General features: G+C 70.2%; 11 protein-coding genes and 2 rRNA genes. 4 read left to right on the top strand and 9 right to left on the bottom strand.

Features of this window, described 5'->3' with window-relative positions:
* Together ABD339_RS20965 and rrf are read left to right on the top strand one after the other, a co-directional pair.
* A 23S ribosomal RNA gene (locus tag ABD339_RS20965) occupies positions 1-84 on the top strand; the annotation flags it as partial.
* An 87-nt stretch (positions 85-171) separates the two neighbouring features.
* A 5S ribosomal RNA gene (gene rrf / locus ABD339_RS20960) occupies positions 172-288 on the top strand.
* A gap of 227 nt (positions 289-515) precedes the next feature.
* On the opposite strand, the gene ABD339_RS20955 is transcribed toward rrf, so the two are convergent.
* The 6 genes from ABD339_RS20955 to ABD339_RS20930 form a co-directional block, all read right to left on the bottom strand.
* Complete coding sequence (locus ABD339_RS20955) at positions 516-2,264, bottom strand: hypothetical protein (RefSeq protein WP_344567925.1); 1,749 nt, start codon at positions 2,262-2,264, stop codon at positions 516-518.
* Between the two features lie 64 nt (positions 2,265-2,328).
* Entirely contained in the window at positions 2,329-3,780 is a 1,452-nt protein-coding gene (locus tag ABD339_RS20950; protein WP_344567924.1) for an ATP-binding protein, read from the bottom strand.
* Between the two features lie 127 nt (positions 3,781-3,907).
* Positions 3,908-5,473, bottom strand: coding sequence for an SCO6880 family protein (locus ABD339_RS20945; protein WP_344567923.1), 1,566 nt, complete (start codon positions 5,471-5,473; stop codon positions 3,908-3,910).
* Positions 5,470-6,810 (bottom strand): hypothetical protein, encoded by a 1,341-nt coding sequence (locus ABD339_RS20940; protein ID WP_344567922.1) that lies wholly within the window; start codon positions 6,808-6,810, stop codon positions 5,470-5,472. The genes ABD339_RS20945 and ABD339_RS20940 overlap by 4 nt, the downstream gene beginning before the upstream one ends.
* Entirely contained in the window at positions 6,800-7,672 is an 873-nt protein-coding gene (locus ABD339_RS20935) for a DUF8175 domain-containg protein (protein WP_344567921.1), read from the bottom strand. Before ABD339_RS20935 ends, ABD339_RS20940 begins: the two co-directional genes overlap by 11 nt.
* A gap of 363 nt (positions 7,673-8,035) precedes the next feature.
* Complete coding sequence (locus ABD339_RS20930) at positions 8,036-9,136, bottom strand: DUF8094 domain-containing protein (protein WP_344567920.1); 1,101 nt, start codon at positions 9,134-9,136, stop codon at positions 8,036-8,038.
* Positions 9,137-9,430: 294 nt separating this feature from the next.
* Here ABD339_RS20930 and ABD339_RS20925 point away from each other — a divergent pair, with 294 nt between their 5' ends.
* The gene (locus tag ABD339_RS20925; protein ID WP_344567919.1) at positions 9,431-9,730 is read left to right on the top strand and encodes a YiaA/YiaB family inner membrane protein; all 300 of its coding nucleotides are present in this window, start codon (positions 9,431-9,433) and stop codon (positions 9,728-9,730) included.
* A 245-nt stretch (positions 9,731-9,975) separates the two neighbouring features.
* Here ABD339_RS20925 and ABD339_RS20920 read toward each other — a convergent pair whose 3' ends face one another.
* The 3 genes from ABD339_RS20920 to ABD339_RS20910 form a co-directional block, all read right to left on the bottom strand.
* Positions 9,976-10,623 carry an O-methyltransferase gene (locus ABD339_RS20920; RefSeq protein ID WP_344567918.1) on the bottom strand — a complete coding sequence of 216 codons (648 nt, stop codon included), beginning with the start codon at positions 10,621-10,623 and terminating at the stop codon, positions 9,976-9,978.
* Positions 10,624-10,874: 251 nt separating this feature from the next.
* On the bottom strand, positions 10,875-11,183 hold the full coding sequence (locus ABD339_RS20915) for a hypothetical protein (protein WP_326689451.1): 309 nt from the start codon (positions 11,181-11,183) through the stop codon (positions 10,875-10,877).
* Between the two features lie 291 nt (positions 11,184-11,474).
* The gene (locus tag ABD339_RS20910; protein ID WP_344567917.1) at positions 11,475-11,618 is read right to left on the bottom strand and encodes a hypothetical protein; all 144 of its coding nucleotides are present in this window, start codon (positions 11,616-11,618) and stop codon (positions 11,475-11,477) included.
* A 103-nt stretch (positions 11,619-11,721) separates the two neighbouring features.
* Here ABD339_RS20910 and ABD339_RS20905 point away from each other — a divergent pair, with 103 nt between their 5' ends.
* Complete coding sequence (locus tag ABD339_RS20905; RefSeq protein ID WP_344567916.1) at positions 11,722-12,705, top strand: C40 family peptidase; 984 nt, start codon at positions 11,722-11,724, stop codon at positions 12,703-12,705.
* Positions 12,706-12,828: the final 123 nt, after the last annotated feature.

Raw genomic sequence — 12,828 nt, 5'->3', positions numbered from 1 at the left:
GAGATGACGGGGTTGATAGGCCGGATCTGGAAGCCCAGTAATGGGTGGAGGTGACCGGTACTAATAGGCCGAGGGCTTGTCCGTAGGTGCTCGCGTCCACTGTGTGGTTTCTGAGACAACAACCGCAATACGCCCGTAGATGGGGTGTGCTGGTTGTGTGTTTCATTGTGTTTCGGTGGTCATAGCGTGAGGGAAACGCCCGGTCTCATTCCGAACCCGGAAGCTAAGCCTTTCAGCGCCGATGGTACTGCATGCGGGAGCGTGTGGGAGAGTAGGACACCGCCGAACTTCTTTTAGAGATAGCCCTGTTGGCCACTGGCCGGCAGGGCTATTTTTTTATGCCCAAAAACAGGTCGGGGCAGCTTCACACAGAAGGCGACCGTCTTCTGGGAATCCTCCCGGGAGGCAGCGGGGGCAGGTTGCCCTGTGGGAGATCGGCGGCGGGCAGCCTAGGCTGTGGGGGCCGGGCTGTCGGGCTTGCCGCGTTGTCTTCTCGTCCGCGGGGGCGGGTTGCCTCAGAGCGTTTCTGCCAGGCGCAGGACGGTGGTCAGTGGTGGGTCGAGCCGACCGGCGGATGACCGTACGGCCATGCGGCGGCCGTGCTCGACCACGCTCTGGGTGAGCGCGTTGAGAAGCGGAAGCACTTCCGGATCCTCGCCCACTACGTACAGCGTGCCCGTTTCGTCGATGAAGGATTCCAACGCGAGCCGATCGGCTCGCTCGGCCGAGCACGCGTTGCGTACGTGCAGCTGCCCGAGAGGGGCCAGTGCGCGGCGGATCAGGGCTACGGCGTCCGCGCGCAGTTGGGGGTGGCCGGTGAGAACGGCCTCCAACTCGCCGCCGGCTCCCGATGTTGATCTGGGGTGGCTGCGCAGGATGCGTACCGGGTCGGAGGCAGGGGAGGTCGCCAGCGCCCAGCGGTGCACCTCGCGGAACGGCTTCTTCTCCAGCGCCGCCGCGTGCAGCCAGCACCGCAGCACGGTCTCGGCCGCGGTGTGGGTCGTCGCGTCGATGGGGCGCGGGGAGCGGAGCGGGGCGAGGAGCGCGGTGGCGCGCGAGGCGGCGGTGGTGCGGTCGGCGCAGCCGTGGTGCGGGGACCAGCGCAGCCGGTCGGGGGTGTCGCACGCGTGGGTGGGATCGAAGAGGTGGATGGGGCCGAGTTTGGCGCGTGCGGTCTTGGTGGCGGCCCACAGTGCGGGGGTCGGCGCGGCGACGAGTACGGCGCCGGGGGCCTCCAGGATCTGCGCGACGGGGTCCTGAGCGGCTCCGCCATCTGCTCCGCGCCCAGTGCCGGTGAGGTTGCCCGCGCCGATGGTCCGGCCCGTGCCGTCGGCGTTACCGGTGCTCGGCGCGCTGCGGGCGCCGACGGTCTCGCCGTGCGCGGTGGGGGGCGGTGTGGCCGGTGTTCCTGGCGTGCGGGGGGAGGGTGGGAGGCCGCTTGGTGTTTCCGTCGTTCCCGCTGAACCGGCCGGATCTGCCGTGCCTGCCATGCCGACCGTGGCCGGTGTTGGGCCGGTGGCCGCGGTGGTGTGCGGGGCCGGGTTCGGGGTGTTCTGCCTGAAGTCCGTTGCGGCGGGCGGCATTGCGGTGTGCGGCGTTGCGCCGTATGCCGTCGCGTTCGTGCTCGTGTTCGTCGGTCCGGACGGGGTTCCGTTGGCCGGGTCGTGTGCCGTTCCGGGCCAGGGACGGGCCTCAGTGGGGCTGTGGGTGGGGCCGGCGGGTTCGTGGGGGTGGCGGCCGGGCCGGTGCTCGTGAGGCCGCTCGTGCGCCGTCTCGCGGCCCGCGCGCGCCGGGTCTCGTTCCGGTTCGCGGTGCTGCTCGCGCAGACGTCGCGTCCGTCGTACGGCGCGGGCGCGGGCCACGGTGCCCATGACGAAGACGGTGAGGACCATCAGGACCATCAGCTGGCTGAGGAATATTCCCCAGAACAGGCCGTATCCGGATAGTTGGTCCGGCGGTGTCTGCGGCCAGGCGTCTGTGAGGTTGTGGGGTTCGGTGATGAGTTCGCGGACGGCCTGCGGGGTGTGGCCGAAGGTCACGTGGTCGGGCCAGGCGCCGTGGGCGAACAGGCCCGCGAGGCCCGTCGCCGTCCAGGCGAAGAGGGTCAGGCCGAGGAGGAAGGCGAGCACGCTGATCAGCAGGCCGTCGGAAATGCCCCCGCCGCCCCCGCGCCCCTGGGGGGCACTCGGGTCGTGGGAGGCGGCGGGGTACGGGCCACGTCGGGGCCGGGGTTCGCGTGGGTACTCGCGGTCGTCGTAGGACATCGGCAGCGTCATTCAACCGGGGCGCGTCGCACGGGGCAAGATCCCCTTCGTGGTCTTCGTGGGGTCAGGCGACCGTCGGGTTGGAGGACTTGGAGCGCGATGAGCGTTCGATCGCCAGCGCGCGGGCCTCGGCCTCCGCTTCCAGATCGGCCTCCAGAGAGGCGTCGAAGGGCGCCTCTGCCGAGGGGTCCTGGCCCGGCACCGGCGCCGAGTTCTCCGTCATGGCGCGGTCGGTGAAGACGAGGGGCCGCTCGGCTTCGGTGATCAGGTGTTTGACGACCTGCACATTGCCGTTGACGTCCCAGACGGCGATGCCGGGGGTGAGCGCGGGGATGATCTCCACGGCCCAGCGCGGGAGGCCGAGGACCTTGCCCGTGGCGCGTGCCTCGTCGGCCTTCTGCGCGTAGATCGTTCTCGTTGACGCCATCTTGAGGATGGCGGCGGCCTCGCGTGCCGCAGCGCCGTCGACCACGTCGGAGAGGTGGTGGACGACGGCGACGAACGAGAGGCCCAGGCGGCGGCCGAACTTCAGCAGCCGCTGGAACAGCTGCGCGACGAAGGGGCTGTTGATGATGTGCCACGCCTCCTCCACCAGGAAGATCCGCTTGCGCCGGTCGGGGCGGATCCACGTGTGTTCCAGCCAGACGCCGACGATCGCCATGAGGATCGGCATGGCGATGGAGTTGCGGTCGATGTGGGAGAGGTCGAAGACGATCAGCGGCGCGTCCAGGTCGATGCCGACCGTCGTGGGTCCGTCGAACATGCCGCGCAGGTCGCCGTCCACCAGGCGATCGAGGACGAGGGCGACATCCAGGCCCCAGGCGCGTACGTCGTCCAGCGCCACGTTCATCGCTTCGGCCGCCTCCGGTTTGGGGTGGCGGAGCTGTTCGACGATGTCGGTGAGTATCGGCTGGCGGTCGGTCGTGGTCGTGTTGACGTAGGCGTGCGCGACCTTCAGCGCGAAGCCGGAGCGCTCGTCCAGGCCGTGGCCCAGCGCCACCTCGATGATGGTGCGCAGCAGCGCGAGCTGGCCCGTCGTCGTGATGGCCGGATCCAGGGGGTTGAGGCGGATGCCCTGGTCGAGTGCCGCGGTGGGGTCGAGCCGGATGGGGGTGATGCCCATCTCCTCGGCGATGAGGTTCCACTCGCCGACGCCGTCCTCGCCCTGGGCGTCGAGGACGACGACCTGCCGGTCGCGGAAGCGCAGTTGGCGCAGCACATAGGTCTTCTCCAGCGCCGACTTGCCGTTGCCGGACTCGCCGAGCACCAGCCAGTGCGGGGCGGGGAGTTGCTGGCCGTAGAGCTGGAAGGGGTCGTAGATGTAGCCCTTCCCGCTGTAGACCTCGCGGCCGATGATGACGCCGGAATCGCCGAGGCCCGGCGCCGCGGTGGGCAGGTAGACGGCCTGCGCCTGGCCCGTCGAGGTGCGTACGGGCAGGCGGGTCGTCTCGGTCTTGCCGAAGAGGAAGCTGGTGAAGGCTTCGGTGACGGCGGACAGCGGATCGAGCGCGGCCATGGCGGCTACCTCCGGCCTGGAGCGGCGGTGCGGGACGTCGTGACGCTGTCGTCCCCGCCATCGGCGGCTGCCGGTGGTGAGGGGGCCCTGCCCAGCGGTTTCATCGGCTTCGGCGGCTCTGGCGGCTTCATCGGCGGATACCTGTGGCGAAGGGGAGGGTGTTCACGAAGGCGCGGTGGTGTTCCCTGTCGCACCACTCCAGCTTCAGGTAACTCTTGCCGGCCGAGGCGCGGATGGTGCGCTTGTCGCGAGCCAGGGCCTCGGGGGAGCGGGAGGAGACCGTGATGTAGCCGACGAGGTTGACGCCGGCCGCGCCCGAGGCCAGGTCCTCGCCACGCTGATCGACACGGCCGTGCGCGGCGATGTCGCGGGGGTCCACCGTGCGGTTCATCTTGGCGGCGCGGCTGGCCTCCGCCTCGTCGTTGGTCTTCTCCGTCAGCATCCGCTCGATCGCCAGCTCCGTCGGCTCCAGATCCATGGCCACGGCCACCGTACGGATCACATCCGGGGTGTGGACCAGCAGCGGGGCGAGGAAGTTGACGCCGACGGGCGTCATCGGCCACTCCTTCACCCAGGCCGTGGCGTGGCACCAGGGGGCGCGGGTGGTGGACTCGCGGGTCTTGGCCTGGAGGTAGGTCGGCTCCACCGCGTCCAGCTCGGCCGGCCAGGCGTTGCGCTTGGTCATGGCCTGGATGTGGTCGATGGGGTGGTCCGGGTCGTACATCGAGTGGATCAGGGAGGAGAGCCGTGCCTGGCCCAGCGGCTGGCGCACCCGGATGTCGGCCTCGGCCAGGCGGGCGCAGATGTCGGTGAGTTCGCGGGCCATCACTATGGCCAGGCCCTCGTCCCTGCTCAGCCTGCGCCCGGCGGTGCGGCGTGCGGCCTTGGCGATGGTGGCGCCCTCGGTGGCCAGTTCGCGCCCGTAGTGCATGCAGGCCACGAGGTAGGCGCGGTGCTGCTCGCTGGAGGTGGAGACCATCGACTGGAGCTGGTCGTAGGAGGTGCGCAGCCAGGCGGCGGCCCGCTCGTCGCCGCGCTGGGCGACGTCCTTGGCGTGCGCGTCCGGGTCGGCGGGCAGGGTGCGGGCCAGCATCTGGAGGCGGGTGACATAGCCGTCGCCGTTGGCCACGTGCTTCAGGAGGGTGCCGAAGCGGTCCACCAGGGCTTCCTGGTCCTCGCTGTCGCGCAGCCCGACGCCGGGGCCCTCGATCTCGATGGCGGCGGTCACGGTACGCCGGTCGGCGTGCAGCAGGACCGCGATCTCGTCCGGGCCGAAGGGCGCCGCCAGCCAGTTGATGCGGCCGACGCCGGGCGGCGGGCCGATCTCCACCTCGCGGCCGTCCAGCCGGACCCCGGCCTCCGCGGCCTCGGAGCGGTAGGTGGTCCCCCGGCGCAGCATCCTCTTGTACGAGCGGTTGATCTCGAACCACTTGTAGAACGTACGGCCCTTGTACGGGACGTAGATCACGGCGAGCGCGAGCACCGGGAAGCCGACGAGGGCCGGGATGCGCAGCGAGAGCACGGGGATGAGCAGGCCACTCATCATGCCGAGAAAGGCGCCGACGATGATCAGGCCGATCTCGCCCGTCTCCCGGTTCTTGCCGACGATGGCGTTGGGGCGGGCCCTGCCGATCATGTACGTACGGCGCGGGGTGGCGACGCCGGGACCTGCCGTGTGGGACGGGGTCGTCATCCGCGGTCACCTCCGGGGTTGCGCTGCGGGCTCTGGCTGTTCTGACGGGACGGGCGCGCCGCGTGGGGAGAGGCGGGCGCGGAGGGCGGAGCGGACGGCTTGGGCACGGACGGCGGGCCCGCCTCGACGCCTCCGCCACCGCCCCCGCCTCCGCCGCGGGAGCTGTGTGCCGCCACGCCGCCCGAGACGGCGCTGCCGGACTGCTTGGCCCCGGCGGACGCGGCGGCGGGGGCGCCGCCCTGCGCGCCGCGCGCGCTGTGCGTGTTGATGCCCTGGCGCACGAGTGCGGCGGGCGAGGAGACGACGGCGGTCGCCGCGCGGGAAGCCGGGTCGCGCACCGCATTGCGGTGGTTGACGATGTCATCGCCGAAGCCGGGCACGAAGCGGTAGATCATCGCGCTGGCGAAGATGGCCAGCAGGATGATGGCCAGGCCCGAGACGACCGCCGAGACCGCGTCCGGCCCGTCACCGCCGGCGAGCGCGCCGGCGAGGCCGAGCACTATCACGATGACGGGCTTGACGAGGATCACGGCGATCATGATGCCCGCCCAGCGGCGGACGTGCCCCCACAGATTCTTGTCGACCAGGCCCGCGTAGACGGCTGTGCCGAGCAGCGCACCGACGTACAGGAGCGCCGCGCGCACGACGAGTTCGAGGTAGAGCACCCCGGCGGCCAGCACCGACACCAGCGAGACGACGATCAGCATGATCGGGCCGCCGCCGATGTCGTTGCCCTTCTTGAGGGCCTCGGAGAACGTGCCGAAGAACTGATCCGTCTTGCCGGACGTGCCCGAGGCGATGACCTCGGTGATCGAGTCGGTCGCCGAGACGACGGTATAGAGGATGAGCGGCGTGAACGCCGAGGCCAGCACCGTCAGCCACAGGAACCCGATCGCTTCGGTGAACGCCTCGGTGAACGGCGCCCCGCGCACCGCCCGCTTGGCCACGGCCAACAGCCACAAGGTGAGCGTCAGGATCGTCGAGGCGGCGAACACGACGGCGTACTGGCGCAGGAACTCGCCATTGGTGAAGTCCACCTTGGTGGTGGAGTTCACCAGCTTCGCCAGCTTGTCCACGGTCCAGGAGGCCGCCTCGGCGCAGCCCTTCGCCAGGGAGGCCAGGGGGTCGGTGGCGGCGGTGGGGTCGGAGGCGGGGTTGGAGGGGGCAGAACCGGGGTTTTTGTCGCCTTTTTCGCAGTAGTCCTTGGCCGGGCCGGTGACGATGTCGCAGTCCTCCGGCTCGGCCATGACACGGGTGGCGAAGAGGAGGGCACTTGCTTGAAGGCCGGCCAGAGCGGACCCGACCGCAGCGATGCGGCGTCGAGGGCTAGCGTGCATAGGTGAACCCTCCGTACTCGTCGACGGCGGCGGCGATCTCGTCGGCGCCGGAGGCCCTGTTGTCGCCGTTCACGGGGGCTGGCCCTTCCTTCTGTTTGTAGCTTTGAACCTTCCAGTCCCCCTGTGCCCACTTCAGTTCGATGCTGAGCGTGAACCAGTCGCTTGTGACGGGGGTGGTGGACTTGTCGCCCGCATTACCGAACACCCCCGTGCACCACACGTCGAGTCTGGCTGAACCGCCGCTGTATTTACGGACCTTCGTGCCCATGGGAGCTGTGCGGGAGACGTATTTCGTGCCCTCTTTCGGCTCGCCGTCCTTGTCCAGGCCGAGGTTGCCGAGGAACTTCGCCGAGTACGCCTCGTCCATCTTGCGCCGCATCTCCGAAACCTTGCCCGGGGCGAAGATCTGCCGGACCAGGTCGTCCCGTTTCGCGGCCTTGAGGATGTCGGCCGAGACCAACGCGACAGCGTAGTTCGCCGCCGCGCTCTGCGCCCCCTGCTCGGTGTGGGCGAAGCCCGAGGCGGGGGTGTCGGTGCCGGGTTTGACGGGTTTTTGGCCTGTGGGGGCGGTGGGCTGGGCCTGTGCGCCCCCGTTGCGCCCCTCGCCGGAACCGTCGCCCTTGCCGTCCCCGTCGCCGCCGCCCCGGTTGACGAAGGCGATGGCGGCGATGAGCAGGACGACCACCGCCACGACCGTGATCAGGCTGCGCCCCGGCCGGGCCGGTGGCCGGCCTCCGCCGATCTCGGATCCGGGCAGGCGGGTGCGCGTGGTGAGGCCGCCGGGGCCCCGGCCGTAGGCCGGGTCCGGGCCGCCCGGGCCCGCGGGGTCGTGTGCGCGCCCGTACTCGCCGCCGTCACTCATGCCGGGATGGCCCCCTCGCGCTCAATTCTTTTTCCAACTGCCGTCCGAGTATTGTCCCCTCACTCGACGTTAGCCGCGCTGCCGCCGTCATGTGCCGTGAGCGAGGAGGCGGACAGAAGCATCCCGGCCCTGGGCGGGGTGCGCCTCCGTGCATCATTCCCGTCGGATTGCCCGTCAGGCGCTGATGTACCGCCGGGTGACACCCGTCACGCTGTCGGTCTCCTGCCCCTGGCGTATGCCCGCCGCGCGTGCCATGTGCCGTGTGCGCGGGGCACGACCCCGCCTTGTGCCCACGTCCTCGTACCGCCCTCGTGCCGGCCACCTTCCCGCCGGGTACGGGGCGCGGGGCGCCGTGCGTACGGGTCAGGAGCCGGAGCGTGGCGGGGACTGGGTGTACTCGCCGCCGGTGGGGGTGCGGGCCGCGCCGGTCATCTCCGAGTCGCGGCCGAGGAGTTCGGCCTTGCCGGTGTCGGGGATGGTGGCGATGCCCTGGTAAAGGTAGTCCAGCTGGAAGAAGGTGCTCTGTTCGGGCCCGGTGTAGACGCTGGTGGCCTTGCTTGGCCGGATGTAGTTGGTGGTGGAGCGCTCGACGCTGCGCACGGCGCCGTTGAAGACGGCGACGACCCCGTTGCCCGTCCTGAGCGCGTACACCTCGTCGTACGGCGTCTTCATGCCCTTGTAGGCGACGGCGGCGCCGCTCAGCTTCTTGTTGCGGTCGGTGTACCAGCTGCGGGTCGTCTTGGCGACCGGGGTGTCGGCCAGGGTGGTGCGCGCCTTGGCCGTACCGCCGGTCTCCATCAGGTCGTTGACGGCGTCGGTGAGGTCCGCGGGGGCGAGGACCCCGTTCTTGCGGGTGGGGGCGGCGGCTTGGGCGGTGCCGTCGGCGTTCTCGCTGACCTTGGGGAAGGTGGTGATGTTGACGGCGGCCACCATCTTCCACCTGCCGTCGGCGCTGCCGCGGTCGAAGACGAGTACGCGGCGGTCCTTCTTGCCGAAACCGGAGCCCTTTCCTAGCACGTCGGCCATGAACCACTCGCGGTCGGCGGGTATGTGGAACTTCCGGTCGGCGTAGGTGAAGGGCTTGCCGTAGTCGCGCTGCTCTTTCTTGGTCAAGGCCGGGTACTGACGGAACTGCGCGAGTGACTGCCGGCGCAGAGCGCCGGATTCGAAGGTGGCGTTGAGGTCGGCGCTGCGGCTCTTGTTGGCCTTGTTGTTGAGCTTCTCGTAGCGGTCCACCAGGGCGTTGGCCTGGCTGACGGTGACCGGGCCGCGTGTCTTCGTGTTCTTTCCCGTGCGCGAGCCGTCGCCCTTCGGCGAGTTGCCCTCCGACGAGCTGCTGGTGCTGCTGCCGGCCTTGGACTTGCGGCTCCCGCCGTCGTTGTCGCTTCCGCAGCCCGCGGTACCGAGGAGCGCCACGGTCACGGCGAGGAGAGTGGAGGCGGATATCGCGTGCGAGGTCTTCATCGGGTCCCCGTGGATGTTGTACCCATGTGACGCATGGGGTCAGTGGCGACAGGCTATATCCGGCCACCCCGGCGCCTAACGTGCCATGTCCATGTCTTGCCCCGGTCCACGTGCAGGCCCGTGTGCAGGCCCCCGTCCATGGCTTGCCCACGCTCATGTCCGGCCCCCGCTCGGCCCCCGTCCGGGCCCTCGCACGGGGCGCCGCGCGGAGGGCGGCTGAGGGGGAGGCGGGGCCCGCCGGAATTGAGTACCCGTACCCATGTGCGAGGGGGAGCGGCGCGGCACGCTGGGCGCATGACTGAATCGACGCCCACGATCCAACGCCCCACCACCACCGCGTTCTTCGCGCAGTCGGCCATCGCGTTCGGGCTGGCGCTCGCCGCGCTGCTGATCGGGATCGTCCGGCTGCCGGTCGGACAGTGGGAGCGCGGCTTTCTGGCGCTCGGCCTGGTCTTCGTCGTCTCCTCGGCTTTCACGCTGGCCAAGTGCGTCCGGGACCGGCAGGAAGCGTCGGAGGTGACGAACAGAGTGGACAAGGCGCGCATCGACAGGCTGCTGACCGAAGTCGATCCGTTCGGCCAGGCGAAGGTCTGAGCGCTGCTGGTCGGGGGAGTGCGACCGGCTCGCGGAGCCTCTCCGCGAGCGCACGGCCTCCCCGCGAACCCAGCGAACGCCCGCATCCCGGCCTTGTGCACGCCCGCCCAGCCTTGCGCACGTCCGCCCCGTCTCGCGAACGCCCGCCGAGTCCTGCGAATGCCCGCCGAGTCCTGCGCACGCCGGGCCCCCGCTCTCCCGCGCGGCCACGCTCTCCCGCGCCCCTCCGCGCTCTCCCCGCGCGCCTATGCGCGCTTGCGTACCAGCGTGACCCCGTCGCGCAGGGGCAGCATCACCGACTCCACCCGGCTGTCCGCCGTGATCGTGTCGTTGGTCCGGCGGATGGCGATGTCCGCGTCGTCCTGTATGGCGGGGTCCACGACGCGGCCGGCGCGCAGCACGTTGTCGAGGACGATGAGGCCGCCGGGGCGCAGCCTGGTCACCAGCTCCTCGTAGTACGTCGGGTAGCCGACCTTGTCCGCGTCGATGAACGCGAAGTCCACGGCCGGCTCCCGGGGGAGGGCGCGCAGGGTGTCGGCCGCCGGGGCCAGGCGCAGGTCGATGCGGTCGGTGAGCCCGGCCCGCTGCCAGTACCGGCGCGCGATGCTCGTCCACTCCTCGGAGATGTCGCACGCGATCAGCCGGCCGTCCTCCGGCAGGCCGCGGGCGATGCAGATCGAGGAGTATCCGGTGAACACCCCTACCTCGACGGCGTTCTTCGCGCCGGTGAGCCGGACGAGCATCGTCAGGAACTCGCCCTCGTCCTGCGAGATCTGCATCGGTGTGCCGGGCACGGCCGCGTGGGTCTCCTCCACCAGTTCGCGGAGGATCTCGTCGGCCGGTGTGCAGTGGGCGAGGAGGTAGTCCTCAAGGGCGGGGTTCACGATGTCCATGGAACTCCTCATGAAGCAGGGCGCGCTCGGGTGTCGGGGCGCGGGAGGGTTACTGGAACAAAGCGTGCCGCCGGGGCGCGGCGTATCGGGACGCGGCGCGCCGGGGCGGGGTGCGGACGGGTCGAGGAGCCAGGGGCAGCGGAAGCCGGGAGCGGAGCCGGAATGTGGACGGGCCGGGACGGGCTGGGGCAGGACGAGGGGGCCGGGGCGTGGTGGGGCCCGGCGGTGGGTACGGGGAGGCGGCGCGTGCGTTAGACCGCCATGCCGTAGACGATGGTGAAGACCGTGCCGAGCGAGCCGATGATGAAGACGCCGGTCAGTCCGGCGACGATCAGGCCCTTGCCCTGCTCGGCGCTGAAGGTGTCCCGCAGTGCCGTGGCCCCGATTCGCTGCTTCGCGGCGCCCCAGATGGCGATGCCGAGGCACAGCAGGATGGCTACCGCCATCACGACCTCGATCATCACCCGGGCTTCGTTTCCGAGCGAGCCGAAGGGGCCCCAGTCCGGGGCGATTCCGCCGATGATGGTGGAGATATCGCCTTTGTCAGCGGCCAAGAGCATGGTGAACTCACCGCCCTAGTTCGAAGGTTGTCTCTGACGGATTGTGCCATGGCCCCGTGACAACGGCGTGCGCTCCGCCGAGGCGAAGTGGCGTGCGCCCGCGTGCCGGTGAGGGCACGGGCCGTGCCAACGGGCCCGACGTTTCTTCAGCTCTGGTGCATTGGCGGCGCCCGCGCCTTCTTCCAGGCCCGCCGAGGGCCGGGCAGGGACCGCTGGGGTGTCCGGGGCGGAGTGCGGGACGGGGTGCGGGGCCGCTTCGTCGTCCGAGCGGAATTGGTCGTCCTCGCCGCCTCAGGAGCCCCAGCGGTAACGGCCCGAAGCGTTCCCGTCCACGGCGAACGCCCGGTAACCGAAGGCCAGTACGGCTGATACGGGGGCGGGGCGGGCCCCGGCGGGGAAAACACGGGGGTCGTATTCGAGCCACAGAGGCGGCACGATACGCGTTTCCTCCGCACGTCGCGGCTGGAAGGATGTCCCCCGGACGGCCGTCGCGCGGCTGTCGTCACTGAACCGGTGTCCGCAGGGGGGTGGTTGAGGAGTGCGCCGCAAAAAGGCGTGGCTGCTGGCTGTCGGCGGCGGGCTGGGCGGGCTGTCCCTGTTCGTCGCGCTCCTCTTCGTGGGCACATACATGGCCGCCGCCGGGCTGTCACAGGGAGTGGGCGGGGCGGTGAGCCTGGCCAAGGGCTCGGTGCCGGCTGCCTACGCGGGCCTGGTGCAGAAGTGGGGCAACAAGTGCCGGGCGCTCAACCCCGCGCTGCTCGCCGCGCAGCTCTACCAGGAGAGCGGCTGGCGCCCTGATGCCAAGAGCCCGGCCCAGGCCCAGGGCATAGCGCAGTTCATCCCCGGCACCTGGGCCACCCACGGGATAGACGGCAACGGTGACGGCAAGCGCGATGTGATGGACCCGGAGGACGCCATTCCGTCGGCGGCCAACTACGACTGCAAACTGGCCAAGTACGTCAAGGACGCGCCCGGGAACGTCTCGGACAACATGCTCGCGGCCTACAACGCGGGCGCGTACGCGGTCATCAAGTACGGCGGGGTGCCGCCCTACCAGGAGACCAAGAACTACGTCTCCACCATCCGCAAGATGGAACAGAGCTTCGCCGCCGACAAGAAGGCCCGCCTCGATCCCTCCAAGCAGGCCGCAGGCGCCATCACCTACGCCCAGGAGAAGCTGGGCACCCCCTATCTGTGGGGCGGCAACGGCACCCCGGAGCAGGGCGGCCGGTTCGACTGCTCGGGCCTGACGCTGGCGGCGTACCGGTCGGTGGGCATTGACCTGCCCCGCGTCGCCAACGATCAGTACAACACCGGTCCGCATCCCAAACGTGACGAGCTGATGCCGGGTGACCTGGTCTTCTTCGGCACCGATCTGAACAACTCCCGCTCCATCGATCACGTCGGCATCTATGTCGGCGGCGGCTACATGATCGACGCGCCCTACACCGGTGCCAAGATCAGGTTCGACCCGATCGACACCCCCAAGTACTTCGGCGCCACCCGGCCGACCGATGGGTGACCGGCAGGTGACCGGCGGTGGTGGCGGGGAGTAGTGGGGGAACCGTGGAGGATTCCGTCAACAATCCGTGAGGCACAGGCCCTGAGCTGCGGGAACGTGTCACTCTTGGGTAACGTCCTGGTG

Origin of the sequence: Streptomyces axinellae (assembly GCF_039532135.1) — a bacterium.
Taxonomy (GTDB): Bacteria; Actinomycetota; Actinomycetes; order Streptomycetales; family Streptomycetaceae; genus Streptomyces; species Streptomyces axinellae.
Note: the sequence above shows the minus strand (reverse complement) of the source record. Positions and strands in the feature narration are given on the sequence as shown.

What these genes read in the sequence shown, in the direction of transcription:
- ABD339_RS20955 (WP_344567925.1), bottom strand. Translation starts at nt 2,264, where the DNA reads ATGTCCTACGACGACCGCGAGTACCCACGCGAACCCCGGCCCCGACGT.
- ABD339_RS20950 (WP_344567924.1), bottom strand. Translation starts at nt 3,780, where the DNA reads ATGGCCGCGCTCGATCCGCTGTCCGCCGTCACCGAAGCCTTCACCAGC.
- ABD339_RS20945 (WP_344567923.1), bottom strand. Translation starts at nt 5,473, where the DNA reads ATGACGACCCCGTCCCACACGGCAGGTCCCGGCGTCGCCACCCCGCGC.
- ABD339_RS20940 (WP_344567922.1), bottom strand. Translation starts at nt 6,810, where the DNA reads ATGCACGCTAGCCCTCGACGCCGCATCGCTGCGGTCGGGTCCGCTCTG.
- ABD339_RS20935 (WP_344567921.1), bottom strand. Translation starts at nt 7,672, where the DNA reads ATGAGTGACGGCGGCGAGTACGGGCGCGCACACGACCCCGCGGGCCCG.
- ABD339_RS20930 (WP_344567920.1), bottom strand. Translation starts at nt 9,136, where the DNA reads ATGAAGACCTCGCACGCGATATCCGCCTCCACTCTCCTCGCCGTGACC.
- ABD339_RS20925 (WP_344567919.1), top strand. Translation starts at nt 9,431, where the DNA reads ATGACTGAATCGACGCCCACGATCCAACGCCCCACCACCACCGCGTTC.
- ABD339_RS20920 (WP_344567918.1), bottom strand. Translation starts at nt 10,623, where the DNA reads ATGGACATCGTGAACCCCGCCCTTGAGGACTACCTCCTCGCCCACTGC.
- ABD339_RS20915 (WP_326689451.1), bottom strand. Translation starts at nt 11,183, where the DNA reads ATGCTCTTGGCCGCTGACAAAGGCGATATCTCCACCATCATCGGCGGA.